General features: G+C 60.5%; 13 protein-coding genes and 1 tRNA gene. 9 read left to right on the top strand and 5 right to left on the bottom strand.

Annotated elements, in window-relative coordinates; genetic code table 11:
- Positions 1 to 24: 24 nt before the first annotated feature.
- Both AC4NN3_RS06410 and AC4NN3_RS06405 read right to left on the bottom strand, forming a co-directional pair.
- Positions 25 to 924, bottom strand: coding sequence for an ABC transporter permease (locus tag AC4NN3_RS06410; protein ID WP_491926240.1), 900 nt, complete (start codon positions 922 to 924; stop codon positions 25 to 27).
- A complete protein-coding gene (locus AC4NN3_RS06405; protein ID WP_491926474.1) occupies positions 924 to 1,925 on the bottom strand; it encodes an ABC transporter permease in 1,002 nt (333 codons plus the stop codon). The genes AC4NN3_RS06410 and AC4NN3_RS06405 overlap by 1 nt, the downstream gene beginning before the upstream one ends.
- Before the next feature lie 202 nt (positions 1,926 to 2,127).
- Between AC4NN3_RS06405 and AC4NN3_RS06400 the strand changes: the two genes are divergently transcribed.
- The 4 genes from AC4NN3_RS06400 to AC4NN3_RS06385 all read left to right on the top strand — a co-directional run bounded on the left by AC4NN3_RS06400 (position 2,128) and on the right by AC4NN3_RS06385 (position 6,224).
- Positions 2,128 to 2,790 (top strand): helix-turn-helix domain-containing protein, encoded by a 663-nt coding sequence (locus AC4NN3_RS06400; protein ID WP_491926239.1) that lies wholly within the window; start codon positions 2,128 to 2,130, stop codon positions 2,788 to 2,790.
- A 69-nt stretch (positions 2,791 to 2,859) separates the two neighbouring features.
- Positions 2,860 to 4,446: an ABC transporter substrate-binding protein gene (locus tag AC4NN3_RS06395; RefSeq protein ID WP_491926238.1), complete on the top strand. Its 1,587-nt coding sequence runs from the start codon at positions 2,860 to 2,862 to the stop codon at positions 4,444 to 4,446.
- A gap of 196 nt (positions 4,447 to 4,642) precedes the next feature.
- Positions 4,643 to 5,071, top strand: coding sequence for a hypothetical protein (locus tag AC4NN3_RS06390; protein ID WP_491926237.1), 429 nt, complete (start codon positions 4,643 to 4,645; stop codon positions 5,069 to 5,071).
- A 52-nt stretch (positions 5,072 to 5,123) separates the two neighbouring features.
- Positions 5,124 to 6,224 carry a M24 family metallopeptidase gene (locus AC4NN3_RS06385; RefSeq protein WP_491926236.1) on the top strand — a complete coding sequence of 367 codons (1,101 nt, stop codon included), beginning with the start codon at positions 5,124 to 5,126 and terminating at the stop codon, positions 6,222 to 6,224.
- A gap of 148 nt (positions 6,225 to 6,372) precedes the next feature.
- On the opposite strand, the gene AC4NN3_RS06380 is transcribed toward AC4NN3_RS06385, so the two are convergent.
- On the bottom strand, positions 6,373 to 7,302 hold the full coding sequence (locus AC4NN3_RS06380) for an ArsR/SmtB family transcription factor (protein ID WP_491926235.1): 930 nt from the start codon (positions 7,300 to 7,302) through the stop codon (positions 6,373 to 6,375).
- A gap of 278 nt (positions 7,303 to 7,580) precedes the next feature.
- Here AC4NN3_RS06380 and AC4NN3_RS06375 point away from each other — a divergent pair.
- Both AC4NN3_RS06375 and AC4NN3_RS06370 read left to right on the top strand, forming a co-directional pair.
- Positions 7,581 to 7,654: transfer RNA gene (locus AC4NN3_RS06375), tRNA-Gln, on the top strand.
- A gap of 139 nt (positions 7,655 to 7,793) precedes the next feature.
- Entirely contained in the window at positions 7,794 to 8,177 is a 384-nt protein-coding gene (locus AC4NN3_RS06370; protein WP_491926234.1) for a hypothetical protein, read from the top strand.
- Between the two features lie 238 nt (positions 8,178 to 8,415).
- Here AC4NN3_RS06370 and AC4NN3_RS06365 read toward each other — a convergent pair whose 3' ends face one another.
- The gene (locus tag AC4NN3_RS06365) at positions 8,416 to 9,162 is read right to left on the bottom strand and encodes a hypothetical protein (RefSeq protein ID WP_491926233.1); all 747 of its coding nucleotides are present in this window, start codon (positions 9,160 to 9,162) and stop codon (positions 8,416 to 8,418) included.
- A gap of 132 nt (positions 9,163 to 9,294) precedes the next feature.
- Positions 9,295 to 10,278 (bottom strand): restriction endonuclease, encoded by a 984-nt coding sequence (locus tag AC4NN3_RS06360; RefSeq protein ID WP_491926232.1) that lies wholly within the window; start codon positions 10,276 to 10,278, stop codon positions 9,295 to 9,297.
- Positions 10,279 to 10,384: 106 nt separating this feature from the next.
- On the opposite strand from AC4NN3_RS06360, the gene AC4NN3_RS06355 reads away from it, so the two are divergent.
- Genes AC4NN3_RS06355 through AC4NN3_RS06345 form a run of 3 tightly spaced genes read left to right on the top strand, consistent with a single transcriptional unit; the run spans position 10,385 to position 13,756 of the window.
- Positions 10,385 to 11,056, top strand: a complete 672-nt coding sequence (locus tag AC4NN3_RS06355) for a hypothetical protein (protein ID WP_491926231.1) — start codon at positions 10,385 to 10,387, stop codon at positions 11,054 to 11,056.
- Between the two features lie 19 nt (positions 11,057 to 11,075).
- A complete protein-coding gene (locus AC4NN3_RS06350; RefSeq protein WP_491926230.1) occupies positions 11,076 to 12,611 on the top strand; it encodes a type I restriction-modification system subunit M in 1,536 nt (511 codons plus the stop codon).
- Positions 12,608 to 13,756, top strand: coding sequence for a restriction endonuclease subunit S (locus AC4NN3_RS06345; RefSeq protein ID WP_491926229.1), 1,149 nt, complete (start codon positions 12,608 to 12,610; stop codon positions 13,754 to 13,756). The genes AC4NN3_RS06350 and AC4NN3_RS06345 overlap by 4 nt, the downstream gene beginning before the upstream one ends.
- The last annotated feature ends 20 nt before the right edge of the window (positions 13,757 to 13,776 follow it).

The following is a 13,776-nucleotide window of genomic DNA, read 5'->3' as shown; positions in this document are numbered from 1 at the left end:
TTCAGCTTGCACCGGACCGGCCATCTACTTGCCCTCGTTCTTGGGGTCGAGCACGTCGCGCAGCCCGTCGCCGAGGAAGCAGAAGCCCAGGCTCACAATGATGATGGCAAAGCCGGGCATGGTCGCCACCCACCACTGGTCGAGGATAAAGGTGCGGCCGCGCGAGATCATCGCGCCCCATTCGGGCAGCGGCGGTTGGGCGCCCAGGCCGATAAAGCCCAGGCCCGCCGCGGTCAGGATCACCCCCGCCATGTCGAGCGTCACGCGGATGATCATCGACGACGTACACAGCGGCAGCACATGCCCCACGATCACCCGCAGCGGCGAGGCGCCCTGCAGCTGCACCGCGGCGATGAACTCGGAATTGCGGATCGTCAGCGTCTCGGCTCGGGCAATGCGCGCATAGGCCGGCCAGGCGGTAATGGCGATGGCGATGATGGCATTGTTGATGCCCGGTCCCAGCGCCGCCACGAAGGCCAAAGCCAGGATCAGCTTGGGCATGGAGAGGAAGATGTCGGTAAAGCCCATCAGCAGCCGGTCGGTCCAGCCGCCGAAATAGCCCGCCACAGCGCCTACCAGCAGGCCGAGCGGCGCCGAGATCAGCGCCACCAGACCCACAATGGTCAGCGTGATCTGGCTGCCCCAGATCACCCGCGAAAAGATGTCCCGCCCCAGCTCGTCCGTCCCCATGAAATGCGTGCCCGAAGGTGGCGCCAGCCGGTTGGCCAGGTCCTGGCCCGTGGCGGAATAGGGGGCGATCCAGGGCGCAAACACCGCCGTCAGCACCAGTACCAGGATTATGATCCCGCCCAGCACCGACAGGGGATTGCGCAGCAAGGCGGTAAAGACGCGATAGGCCCGTCCCGCATTGGCCTGCCAGCGCGAATGCGGCGAATCTTCCAGCAGCCAGTCACGTGTGCTCATCAGCGGGCCCTTGGGTCGAGGACGCGATAAAGCACGTCCGAAAACTTGTTGATGAAGATGAAGACCGCGCCGATCACCAGCGTCGAGCCGAGCACCGCATTCATGTCGGCATTGAGCAAAGCCGTGGTCAGGTAATTGCCGATGCCGGGCCAGGAGAACACGGTCTCGATCATCACTGAGCCTTCGAGCAGGCCGGCATAGCTCAGCCCGATCACCGTGATCAGCGGAACCCGGATGGGGTTGAACGCATGCCGCCAGATCACCACCCGTTCAGGCACGCCCTTGACCCGCGCCGTGGTCACGAATTCCTGGCTCAGCTGGTCGAGCATGAAGCTGCGCGTCATCCGCGCAATATAGGCCAGGCTGAAAAAGCCCAGCACCGAAGCGGGCAGGATCAGATGCGTCACCGCATTCCAGAAAATGTCGATTTCGCCCGCCAGCAGACTGTCGATCAGCAGCATGCCGGTGACGGGACTGACCAGCCCGTCATAGAAGATGTCGAGCCGGCCCGGCCCACCGACCCAGCGCAGCCGCGCATAGAACAGGGCCAGACCCACCAGGCCGAGCCAGAAGGCGGGCATGGAATAACCCAGCAGGCCCACCACGCGGATGATCTGGTCGATCACCGAGCCCTGCCGGCTCGCCGCAATCACCCCCAGCGGCACGCCCAGCGTCAAGCCGATGATGATGCCGATCGTCGCCATTTCCAGCGTCGCCGGGAAGAACCGGCTGAGGTCCTCCACCACCGAGCGCCCGGTGCTCACCGATTGGCCGAGGTCGCCGGAGAATACACTGACCACATAGTGGAAGAACTGCACCACCAGCGGCTGGTCCAGCCCCATGGCCGTGCGCGCCGCCGCATAGACCTCGTTGCTCGCCCGGTCGCCGACCACTGCCAGCACCGGATCGATCGGGATCACCCGGCCGATGAAGAAAGTAATGGCCAGCAGGCCCAGAAAGGTGAGGAAAACCGTCGCCACGAAACCGGCAATCGCCGTCACGCGACGACGCCAGCGACGGCGCGTGACAAAACCGCTATCCTCTGCACTGGTGCTCTGCGACGTGACGCTCAAGGCAATTTCCCCTTGGGAAAACAAGGAACTACGCCCGCAGATTGAATCATCTGCAGATCGTCAGCGCCTTCACATTTCGCTTTCACCATACAGAAAACTTTGCTTATATCAAAAAAATTATGGTAGCCTGATGACAGACGCAGCCCAGCAGAGACCGCAGAGCGAGGGGCGCCCCAAGGTAGGGGCGCTGATCCGTGCCCGTCGCCGCCAGCTGCATCTGACGCTTGAGGCTCTGGGCAAGTCGGCCGAAGTCTCGGTCGGCTATCTCAGCCAGGTCGAGCGCGATCATGCCACGCCCTCCTTGGGCACGCTGGCTCAGATTGCCCGGGCGCTTGGGGTCGGCATCGACTATTTCGTTTCCGCCCCCAGCACCAGGACGGCGCTGACAAGGGCCGGCGAGCGCGGCCAGTTCTCGCTCGATGGCTCCTCCATCATCTATGAGCGCCTCGGCACCGATTTTCCCGGCAACATGCTCTCAAGCTTCATCATGGTCGTGCCGCCGGGCTATCGCTCCGAAACGGTGGCCCATGAGGGCGAGGAAATTCTCTACGTGCTCGATGGCGCCATTACCCAGCGGCTCGATGGCGACGAGATGATCATGAGCGCCGGCGATAGCCTGCATTTCCGCGGCAATCGCCCCCATTCATGGTCCAACCATACCGACAAACCCGCGCGCCTGCTCTGGACAGGCACGCTCGCGCTCTTCCGTTCCTCGGCCCGGCCCACCCGCCAGGCCGAGACGGTTGCAAAAATCGGCATCGTGCCGGTCAAAAAGAAGAAACTCGTCAAATAGGCACCTTGAGGGCAGGGGAGGTTCGGCTGAACCAGTCCTTCAAGGTGCCACCAACAGGAGAAAACGCAGATGAAACTCTTCCGTGCTGCCTTGCTGGCCACGGCGCTGGCGCTGCCCTTGAGCAGTGTTGCCGCCTTTGCCGCCACCCCCGCCGACGCGCTGGTCGTGGCCCAGAATATCGACGATATCGTCGCCCTCGATCCGGCCCAGGCCTATGAGTTCACCTCGGGCGAGATCAACACCAATGTCTATGACCGCCTGGTGGGCTACGAAGCCGAGGACACCACGGTCCTCTCCCCCGGCCTGGCCAGCACCTGGACCGCCGACGACGCGGCCAAGACCATCACCTTCACCCTGCGCGACGCCGCTTTCGCCTCGGGCAATCCGGTGCGTCCGGAGGATGTGCTGTTCTCCTTCAACCGCGTCATCACCCTCAACCTGACCCCGGCCTTCATTCTCGCCCAGCTCGGCTGGACCCCTGAGAACATGGCCGAGATGGTCACCATTGCCGATGGCAAGGTGGTCGTGAAGTATGAGGGTGATTTCTCCTCGGCCTTCGTGCTCAACGTGCTGGCCTCGCGCCCGGCTTCCATCGTCGATGAAGTCCTCGTCATGGAAAACGAGGTCGAAGGCGACATGGGCAATGCCTGGCTCAACACCCATTCGGCGGGCTCCGGTCCCTTCGTGATGGAGGATTACCGTCCGGCTGAAATCGTCCGCCTGACCGCCAATGAAAACTACTTCCGTGGCGCCCCCGCCATGAAGTCGATCATCATCCGCCACGTTGCCGAAGCCGCCACCCAGCAGCTGCTGCTGACCTCGGGCGATGTCGACATCGCCAAGAACCTGACGCCCGACCAGATCACCAGCCTTTCCACCGATGCGGTCAAGGTCGAGACCTACCCGCAGGCAGCTGTGCACTTCCTCTCCTTCAACCAGAAGACGGAATCGCTGACCCCGCCGGCCGTCTGGGAAGCTGCCCGTTATCTCGTTGATTATGACGGCATGACCCAGTCCTTCCTCAAGGGCCAGATGGAAAAGCACCAGGCCTTCTGGCCAAAGGGCTTCCCTGGCTCCTATGACGAGACGCCCTTCACCTATGACGTCGAAAAGGCCAAGCAGATCCTGGCTGATGCCGGCGTCGAGACCCCGATCAACGTCACCCTCGACGTGATCAACTCGACTCCGTTCACCGATATCGCCCAGTCGCTGCAGGCCGGTTTTGCCGAAGCCGGCATCAACTTCGAAATCCTGCCCGGCACGGGGGCCCAGGTGATCACCAAGTATCGCGAGCGCACCCACCAGGCCATGCTGCTCTATTGGGGCCCCGACTTCATGGACCCGCACTCCAACGCCAAGGCCTTCGCCTACAATTCGGACAATTCCGACGAGAACTACACGGCCACCACCACCTGGCGTAACGCCTGGGCCGTGCCCCAGGAACTGAACGACAAGGTCACCGCTGCCCTGGCCGAAGCCGACCAGGCCAAGCGCAACGAGGCCTATATCGAGATCCAGAAGGAGGCCCAGGCCTCTTCCCCGATCGTCATCATGTTCCAGGCCGCGCTGACCATCGCCATGGCCGAAAACGTCGAAGGTTACGTCAACGGCGCCACCTCCGACTTCGTCTACTACCGTCTTGTGACGAAGGACTAAGTCAAACGGCGGTGGTCCCCAAGACACCGCTGTTCAGGAGCCGCGCCTTAGCCTTTTGGCGCGGCTCCGATCATTTTTTACAGACTATCGTTCTATTTCCCCCTTGTAGGGGGGGAAGCGACATAGGACTTAGCCTTTCGCTGAGGCGGTTGAATCAAGCAGAGTGGGGTATCTCTCCGCAAGTTAGGTTAGCGTCATGTTTCCCGATCCCGATGTTCGCTGGATTGACTTTCCATCCCCAATCGACGGCATTTCGCGGCCGCCATTCACTTTGGATCTGGGCAGCCATAAAGGCGTTTTGCGTCTTGCCGTATCGCCGCCGGGCGGAACCACAGGGAGGCACTTTAGGATCGAGATTGATTGCGAGATCCACCTTGCTGTCGATGAGATGATCTATTCGATTTCAGCCAATAGTGATAGCAGCGGCGGATATGGTGGCCAAGTTTTCATTAAGAAAGCCAGCAACTCGCGCTTGTTGAATTTCTGGCGTGATACAGATCCATTCCAACGCTCTGCGAAACACTTCCTGTTTGTTGGCGCCGACTACTGCTACCAAACTCTAGGATTGGCAGACCCAATCATTCACGCATTCGATACTGAGCACGAAGCGCACAACTGGCCATGAACTTAGCGACCTTTGCGCTGGCAACCCTATTTCCCTAACTACCCGAGCCCCCATGACCCCGATCCTCACCGCCCGCCTTGCCGCCCTACGTGCCCGCATGGCCGCCACCCATACCGATCTGGTCGTCATCGGCCCCTCCAGCCACATGCTCTATCTGGCCGATCTCGCCCCGCATGGCGACGAGCGCCCGGTCCTGCTCATGGTTTCGGCGACCTTCGCCGGTTTCCTGATGCCCGCGCTCAATGTCGACAGCGCCCGCCAGCATACCGATCTTCCCTTCTTCCCCTGGGCCGATGCCGATGGTCCGGCCGCCGCGCTCGACGAGATTCTAACCGCCACCGGCATTGACCGCAGCGCGCCGTCCATCGTGCTCGACGAAACCATGCGCGCCGATTTTGCCCTCCTGGTCCTCGATACGCTGCCCGGCGCCAGCCGCCGCTTCACCAATGACACGGTGGGCTACCTGCGCTCGCGCAAGGACCAGACCGAGTATCGAGCGCTCAAGGCCAGTGCCGTGCTCAACGACGCCGCCATGGCGGCCGGCTTTGCCGCCCTGCGCCCCGGCATCACCGAGCGCGAGGTCGCCACCGTCATCCGCGATTTCTACAAGGCCAATGGCGCCACGCCCGAATTCACCAGCGTCTGCTTCGGCCCTAATGGCGCCTTCCCGCATCACCATACCGGCGAGACGCAACTCAAACCCGACGATGCCGTGCTGATCGATACCGGCGGCCGCATTGCCGGCTATCCCTCCGACATGACCCGCGTCGGCTATTTCGGCGCCGCCCCCGAGGGCTTTGGCCAGATCCATTCCATCCTCGACCGCGCCGTCGAGGCCGCCATCGCCGCGGCGGTGCCCGGCGCCCCGGCCAGCGCCGTCGACAAGGCCGCCCGCGACATCATCACCGCCGCCGGCTATGGCCCCAATTTCATGCACCGCACCGGCCATGGCCTGGGCATCGACATCCACGAGACGCCCTATATCACCGCCAGCTCGGACACGTTGCTGGAGGAGGGTATGGTATTCTCCATCGAGCCGGGGATCTACCTGCAGGGCCGTTTCGGCCTGCGTCTCGAAGAGATCGTCATCATCCGCAACGGCACCGCCGAAGTCCTCTCCGACATGCCGCGCACAGCCGTCGCCGTCGGCTGAAGCCCACTGCGCGCCCTCCGCGGCGCGCAGTCATCATGCGTTCAGACTGGTGACGCCGTGGCGACGAACCGGTGGCAGCATTGTGGCGGTGGCGCCGCGCGCCGCGGCGCTGGCTGTGGAGCGGGTGATCTATCCCCGCCCGCCCAGGCTACCGTTCGGTCTGCAGCCGCATGATGATTTCCTGGTCGTAATTGCCGAAGCCGCGCCCGAAAATATTGATGCCCCCGGGATGCTTGGCATCCGGCTTGACGGCGATGCGCAGCCGGATCGAGTGGTGGTTGGCCAGGTCCAGGTCCACCAGCGAGATCGGCGAGATCTTCATGCCGTCGACATAGGTGCCGTCCGTGGTCACCCGCCAGCTCTTGAGCTTGCCATACTGGCTGCCCTTGAGCTTCCACCAGTCCGGCGTATAGACGCCGCGCTTGTCCCCAAAGTCCCCCGGGCTCATCCAGGTGCCGATTTCCGTGCCATTGACCGATAGCGTGATATCGCTCGGCCAGTCCGCCGAGGTGCCCGGCACCTCCGAACTCAGCTCCATGGAAAATTCCATCGCTTCGATTCGCGTCTGGCTCAGCTTGGCATTGTTGGGGAACTGGTATTCGAGAAATCCCCGCGTGAACCATAGCAGCCCCGCCTTCATCCGGTCCGGATCGAGAAACGTGTCCGGCACGTCCAGCAGCCCGATAATCCCCTCCGCCGAGCACAGCCCGCACGGCGCCGAGACCTCGCAGCTGGTATAGAGCCCCAGCGGCATGGCCACCTCGATCGTGTCATTGCGCAGGGGTCTGATGTCCTCCTTGAACATCACCATCACCTCGTCGAACATCGAGTGGCAGATCTTCTGATTCCCCTTGCGCGCCTTCTGCGTCTCGGTGCGGATCAGTCCGGCCCCTTCGAGAATGCCGATATTGGTCGACACCGTCGATTGCGGCAGGCTGAGCCGCTCGGCGATGTCATTGCCGTTCATCGCCCCCTCGACATGCAATAGTTTCAATATCTTGACCCGGATTGGCGAGGCCAGGCCCTTGAGCACATCCATGTCCTGTTCAGGATCAACGACCAGAAAATTTCGGCTCATAGGGGCTCTTTCGGGCGAGGCAGGATGCAGTTTTGACTGTGTATCATGGATTATGATGCAATCAACAATCGCGCCAAATCGCGCTAGCCTGTCGCCCCGCGCCACGCCCTGATGCGCTTATCCCCGGGCGGCGATACCGCGCCAACCCCGCCACGCGCTGCCCGCCGGCAATGGCTGTTGCTAATTGCCTTGCAGCCGCTTGCAATTGCCCGCTGCATTGTCTATGCAGACCCCGCGCCGGACGATCCGTCTCCTGCGCCAGCCGGCCAACGGCCTGCTGGGGAATAGTTCAATGGTAGAACAGCGGACTCTGACTCCGTCGATCTTGGTTCGAATCCAGGTTCCCCAGCCAATTCCTTTTATCCAGTTATATCAATGGTTTGGCAGATTGCCGTAGCGGGCAATCGTAGCACCTTTTGGTAGCACTAGCGCCATGGCGAAGGCCAAGGAAATGTTCCACTGTTTGCTCCATCGCCATGGGGGATTCGGTAATGGACGTAATGACGGGCCTAGCCGCATTAGGGCAGGCAATTAAGATCACAAAGGACCTGCGCGACATTGAGCGCGACCTAGACGCGGCGGCCTATAGAGCCCAGATGGCAGATCTTTACAGCAATCTTGGCGACGCAAAAATCGCGCTAACGGATGCCCGCGAACTTATCCATGAACGCGATCAACAGATCGCCGCCCTCACAGCACGAATTGCAACCCTTACGTCCGGTGAAGCCTGCCCTCTTTGCCAGGAGGGAAAGATGAAAGTCACGAGTTCTAGGCCAGACCCGATTTTTGGGCCGCTCGGCCATCAAGAGCGCACACTGACATGCCAAAACGCCGAATGCGCATATGTGGAAAAGCGCAAGGTTGCCCCGCGATGACCACATGTCCTACTCAATGCTCAGGCAAAGGCGCAAGTCGGCAGCGCGGGCTGCTACCTGGTGAGCGGCGCCGTATTGAGGCCTCTAGCGGACCGCTAGAGGTTGATGCCCGGGTCTGTGGATATTGCGGCTGCGTGTATGTTGGTGGCCCGCCCTCGCTCATCTTGGGTTATTTGGACAGCATGCTCGGTGCCGGGTGGAAGCCAGCGCAGAGCTAGGTCGCGCTGCAAATGACGGGTCAGGACAAGCTCAGCAAGTAGGCAACGCGTTCGTTCAGCTTCCGCTCAAGGGTGCCTAGTCCTTCATTGTTATTCTGATAGATAATCGCTCGGTGATGTTGCAGGTCGAAAGGTAGCTCGCTGATATGCTGAGCGATCGGAATGACGTGCTTGCCCAGCGTATGGGCGATACCGGCCTCATAGAAAACGTTGGGGTTTTTACCTGAGAAATCGCAGATCACAATGGACGACCTGAATATAAGGGCGAACACGTCTTGTATGATGGTGCTGTGTTGCCAGATGTTGTCCGCTCGTTGGGCGGTCATAAAGTTTGATGAGGCCACCCGGCCAATGGTCGCATAAACGCCGTCGAACTGCCTATCGAACGGCATCATTGCAGACATCAGATCATGTTCGGTGCCTGTGTCAGGAATGTTGAAAGCAGTTGGACTAATGTAAAATTTTGGGCCTGGATTGGCAGTGGCCCCAATATTTACTCCCCCACCATCAACCTGCCGGTTTAGGTAGTCTTCAATGGTGCTAAGCTGACTGGAGTCGTCCTGACTGATACGGTTAAGAACATCGAGGATGCTACTCCCGTAGTCATCATCACCAAAGCTTTGGCTTCGCAGAAGTCGAGAGTGACCATTAATTGCCTGAGAGTAGCCCGTTATTATGCCGATCTCTGTCCAATCAGCACCGCCGGGGAAGGATTCAAGGCGATCCCGTAACGTGAGTAGACGTTTTGCTTCTGCGGATAGAGCCAAGATGGCCTCCTTATGCGATCAACTGCACTGGTCCGTCGTGACGGCCCTATCGTTTCCTGGGCGGCTGGTTTGGCGCATCATGGCCGCCTTCTCGCACCCGTTGCTAATACCGTTGCCACGCCTGACCGCTACCTAGATCGGCCAATACAGCCGGCGCAGCGGCAGGAGCTGCTTGGTTTCGTTATCGAGGCTGTCATAGTTCTCGATCAGCGCCTCGACGAGTTCGTCGATGTCCATCAGTGACAGGGGGATGCTGGCGCGCTCGGCTTCATATCGCGCATCCTTCGAGAACCCGCCGGTGCTGACATAAAGGCCCTTGTCGTCCTTGTGGCGGCCACCAAGGAAGCTGCGGATCTCCTGGCTGCCCATGGCGCCCTTGCGGTGCTTCACTTCGACCACGATGCGCGGGCTCTCGAAGCCGAAGCCATCTGGGGACGCGACGATGTCCTTGCCGCGATCTGGACCTGCTGGGGACACCCGGGTCTTGTAGCCCATCGCCCGCAACAGGCCGGCGACCAAGCGCTGCATCTGGTCCCAGTCCAGCTTTGCCGCGCGGTCCTTTATGAACTCCAGCGCCTTTGCCTGCATGTCTTCGGCAAGGACCGCCTCGTCGGCCTCGATGGCCTCTGGGGCGTCAGCGGGCGCCTGTGAGGCCATGGCGCGTTTGAGGTCTGCTGCCGCCTCCTTGGGCACCAGAAAGATGGTGGAGATGGCTCCCAGGCTGTTCTTGGTGCTGGCGCTCAATAGGTCGCGGCTGACCTCACCGTCCCAGTGGATTTTTTTGAGGTGGGGTTGTTCGGCGTGCGCAGGATCGAACCGGTAGACTTCGGTGACGGTGCCGACGAGATAGACACGCCGACCTGGGTCATAAGTGACGACGGTGTCGTCCTTGCCGATCTCGTCTTTGAACCGCCAGATCTGGCCGACCGCCATAGACTGCGTCTGTTTGCCCGACTCCGGCCAATTCGCCGCTACAGCGCGGGCGAGTTCTGCCCGGCTGGCATAGGTGTCCAGGGATCCGAGCTCACCCCAGCCGATCGATACAAGGCCTTCGTCACGGAAGTCGTCCACGAACACCGCGTGACGTCCAGCGCGCACCATCCAGGTTTTGGTCATAGAGTCCCCCTCGCTGCACTGTCACCGGAACGCGTGCCGCGCGCAACAAGACATTGAGGTTGACCAGTTCTTTGAACTTCGATCAGTTGGTCCAGGGGGGACAACGATGGGCATTCCGTCTAATTACAGCATAGAGCTACCGGCGCGTTGCCTGGAGCTTGTCGATAAGCTCTGGGATAATGTGCTGGCGGTCGACGAGCACACTAAACTCTACGGTGGTCCGCTCACGACGACGTTCTTGCTCGCTATGGCGACACCGGTGGTGGTCCTACCAGTCGAACGCATGCTTACTTGGCGAGACAAGAATCGTAACGCCGACGACCGGCCACTCGACCGAAACCTCGCTGCCCGTTTGCGAGCGGTCTTTAATGGTGAACCGCCACTATCCGCCATGCCATTTTTTGATGCTGCCGATGACTGGCGCTATGTCTATACGGAGCAGCGGTTCAACATCGCCGGTGGGCTTCGACACGATCTGGCGACTGGTCTTCGCCACCCATCGTCTGCAGTAGCGGCAGGATCTGTTGATGCTATGGAGGCGGTGCGCGCGATGCGCAACTCGCTTGCTCATGGGGTTGTCGGATTTCTGAACGCAGACGGTTTCAGCGCTGATGGCGAGATATCCACCATGCTGGCGTTCATCGGTGAACACCGTGCAGACGGAAAATATGTAGGCTCTCATGTTTTTCGGATCTCTGAAGGCGGATTCCGTTCTTTCTTGCGTCGCTGGGTGGACTGGCTAAACGACAGTGGCATAGCCCAAGCTTTGGCTGCCTGAATCGCACAAAGGAATCTCAATGCTGACCGGTGAACTGCGATCCAAGATCGATTCTGTGTGGAATGCCTTCTGGACGGGGGGCATTTCCAATCCGCTCGAGGTGATCGAGCAGATTACCTATCTGCTGTTTGTGCGTGGGCTCGATGATGCGCAGATGAACCATGACAACCAGGTCACCCGCTTCGGCTCGGCCACGGTGCCGGCGGTGTTCCCCGCTGGCGAGGATGCTCGTGGTCGCGCCTATCGCGATCTGCGCTGGAGCGTGTTCAAGGAGCGGGCACCGGCCGAGATGTTCGCCATCGTCGCCGACCATGTCTTCCCCTTCCTGCGCGAGATGGGCGAGGCCGGCACCAGCCATGCCGAGCATATGAAGGGCGCGCGCTTCACCATTCCGACGCCGGCGCTGCTGGCCAAGGTGGTGGACATGCTCGCCGATATCCCCATGGATGATCGCGACACCAAGGGCGATCTTTATGAATATATGCTGGGCAAGATCGCCAGCGCCGGCACCAATGGCCAGTTCCGCACGCCGCGCCACATCATCCAGCTGATGGTCGAGCTGATGGCGCCCACGCCCAGCGATGTCATATGCGACCCGGCCGCGGGCACGGCCGGCTTCCTGGTCGCGGCGGGCGAATATCTTCGCAGACATCACGCCGGCCTGTTCCGCGACGAGACCCAGCGCCGGCACTTCCACAACGAGATGTTCAACGGCTTTGATTTCGACAGCACGATGCTGCGCATCGGCTCGATGAACATGCAGCTGCATGGCGTCGAGGACGCCAATCTGGTGGCACGCGATAGCCTGGCCGAAGAGCATGGCGGCGACGCCGAGCGCTATTCGCTGATCTTGGCCAATCCCCCCTTTGCCGGCTCGCTCGACTACGAGACCACGGCCAAGGATCTGCTCAAGCTGGTCAAAACCAAAAAGACCGAGCTGCTGTTCATGGCGCTGTTTTTGAAGCTGCTCAAGCCAGGCGGCCGCGCGGCGGTGATCGTGCCCGATGGCGTGCTGTTCGGCTCGTCCACGGCGCACAAGGCGATCCGCAAAATGCTGGTGGAAGACCACAAGCTCGATGCCATCATCAAGCTGCCCTCAGGCGTGTTCCGGCCCTATGCGGGCGTGTCGACCGCCATCGTCATCTTCACCAAGACCAATTCGGGTGGCACCGATCATGTCTGGTTCTATGACCTGCAGGCCGATGGCATCAGCCTTGATGACAAGCGCCAGCCGCTGCTGCCGGTCGAGAAGCTGGGCGCCGTGCCGGTCGAGGCGCTGAGCGCCGACGAGCACGCCAAAAACAACCTGCCCGACGTGCTGGCGCGCTGGGGCCAGCGCATCAGCAGCGAGCGCGAGCGCGCCCGCACCGAGCAGAGCTTTGCCGTGCCCAAGGGCGAGATCGCCGGTGCGGACTATGACCTGTCAATCAACCGCTACAAGGAGGTGGTGCACGCAGCGGTCGAGCACCGCGCGCCCAAGGAGATCATCGCGGAGCTGAAGGCGCTAGAAACCGAGATCGCACAGGGGCTGGATGAGCTGGAGGCGATGCTTTGACGGCGCATTTCAGGTCAATTCAACTCGGCGCAGTCGTTGAGATTCTAAGCGGCTTTGCATTCAAGTCTGCGCAATTCAACGCAGAGGGCGTTGGATACCCGCTTGTCCGCATTCGCGACGTAACTCGAGGGTATTCGAATACCTTTTACGAAGGCGACTTCGACCCACAGTTTTTACTACGTAACGGCGACCTTCTGATCGGCATGGACGGAGAGTTCAACCGTGAACGCTGGAGCGGTGGAGCGGCATTGCTCAACCAGCGAGTCTGTAAAGTGACGCCCAAGGCCGACCAACTCGACGTCGACTATCTGTATCATTTGCTGCCGAGCATCCTTCAAAAGATCGAGGATGCAACACCGTTCGTCACGGTGAAGCACCTATCAGCGAAAGACCTTCGCTTAGTGCAATTGGTCCTGCCACCCCTCGACGAACAGAGACGGATCGCAGCGATCTTAGACAAGGCCGAGGCCGTGCGCCAAAAGCGCAAGCGCGTCCTCGCGCTGCTCGACAGCCTGACACAGGCGATCTTTCTCGAGATGTTTGGGGATCCGCGTGGCAACCCCCACGGAATGAGGATTGCACGCCTTGAAGAAGTCGCAAGATTTTACGCAGGGAACAGTCTCCCGGCAGGTGAGCCCTACACCGGCCAGCTTGACGGTCATCTGATGCTCAAGGTCTCCGATATGAACTTGCCTGGCAATGAGGAGGTTATTAGGTCATCCGCACTTTGGAGTTCCGCGCCTGGCTCGAGGGCGGGCACTTGTCCTGCGGGTTCAATAATATTCCCCAAGCGAGGGGGTGCAATTGCCACAAACAAAAAGAGAGTGATTTCGCGACCTGCAATCCTTGATCCAAATGTGATGGCCGTGGCTGCAAATCCCGAATATGTTGACGGTGAATATTTATATCAGTGGTTTCAGGGGTTTAATCTGGCCGAAATTTCTTCCGGTAGTTCCGTGCCGCAGCTGAATAAGCAAGACTTGGCGCCGCTTGAGATCGTAGTTCCACCACTCGATAAGCAACGAGCTTTTTCTGAGCATAAGTCGACGATTAACGACACGAAAGCCGCCGCCATATCATCATCATTAATGGCGGAGTCCCTTTTCTCCTCCCTCCAGCATCGCGCCTTCTCCGGCCAGCTCTAACTGCGGACACTGCATCGCCC

The organism is Devosia sp. MDV22-iso42 (genome assembly GCF_058629155.1).
Note: the sequence above shows the minus strand (reverse complement) of the source record. Positions and strands in the feature narration are given on the sequence as shown.

Bases quoted from the DNA above. Each gene is read 5' to 3' on its own strand.
- AC4NN3_RS06370 (WP_491926234.1), top strand. From the start codon at position 7,794: ATGGACGTAATGACGGGCCTAGCCGCATTAGGGCAGGCAATTAAGATC.
- AC4NN3_RS06390 (WP_491926237.1), top strand. From the start codon at position 4,643: ATGTTTCCCGATCCCGATGTTCGCTGGATTGACTTTCCATCCCCAATC.
- AC4NN3_RS06380 (WP_491926235.1), bottom strand. From the start codon at position 7,302: ATGAGCCGAAATTTTCTGGTCGTTGATCCTGAACAGGACATGGATGTG.
- AC4NN3_RS06360 (WP_491926232.1), bottom strand. From the start codon at position 10,278: ATGACCAAAACCTGGATGGTGCGCGCTGGACGTCACGCGGTGTTCGTG.
- AC4NN3_RS06355 (WP_491926231.1), top strand. From the start codon at position 10,385: ATGGGCATTCCGTCTAATTACAGCATAGAGCTACCGGCGCGTTGCCTG.
- AC4NN3_RS06350 (WP_491926230.1), top strand. From the start codon at position 11,076: ATGCTGACCGGTGAACTGCGATCCAAGATCGATTCTGTGTGGAATGCC.
- AC4NN3_RS06410 (WP_491926240.1), bottom strand. From the start codon at position 924: ATGAGCACACGTGACTGGCTGCTGGAAGATTCGCCGCATTCGCGCTGG.
- AC4NN3_RS06395 (WP_491926238.1), top strand. From the start codon at position 2,860: ATGAAACTCTTCCGTGCTGCCTTGCTGGCCACGGCGCTGGCGCTGCCC.
- AC4NN3_RS06400 (WP_491926239.1), top strand. From the start codon at position 2,128: ATGACAGACGCAGCCCAGCAGAGACCGCAGAGCGAGGGGCGCCCCAAG.
- AC4NN3_RS06385 (WP_491926236.1), top strand. From the start codon at position 5,124: ATGACCCCGATCCTCACCGCCCGCCTTGCCGCCCTACGTGCCCGCATG.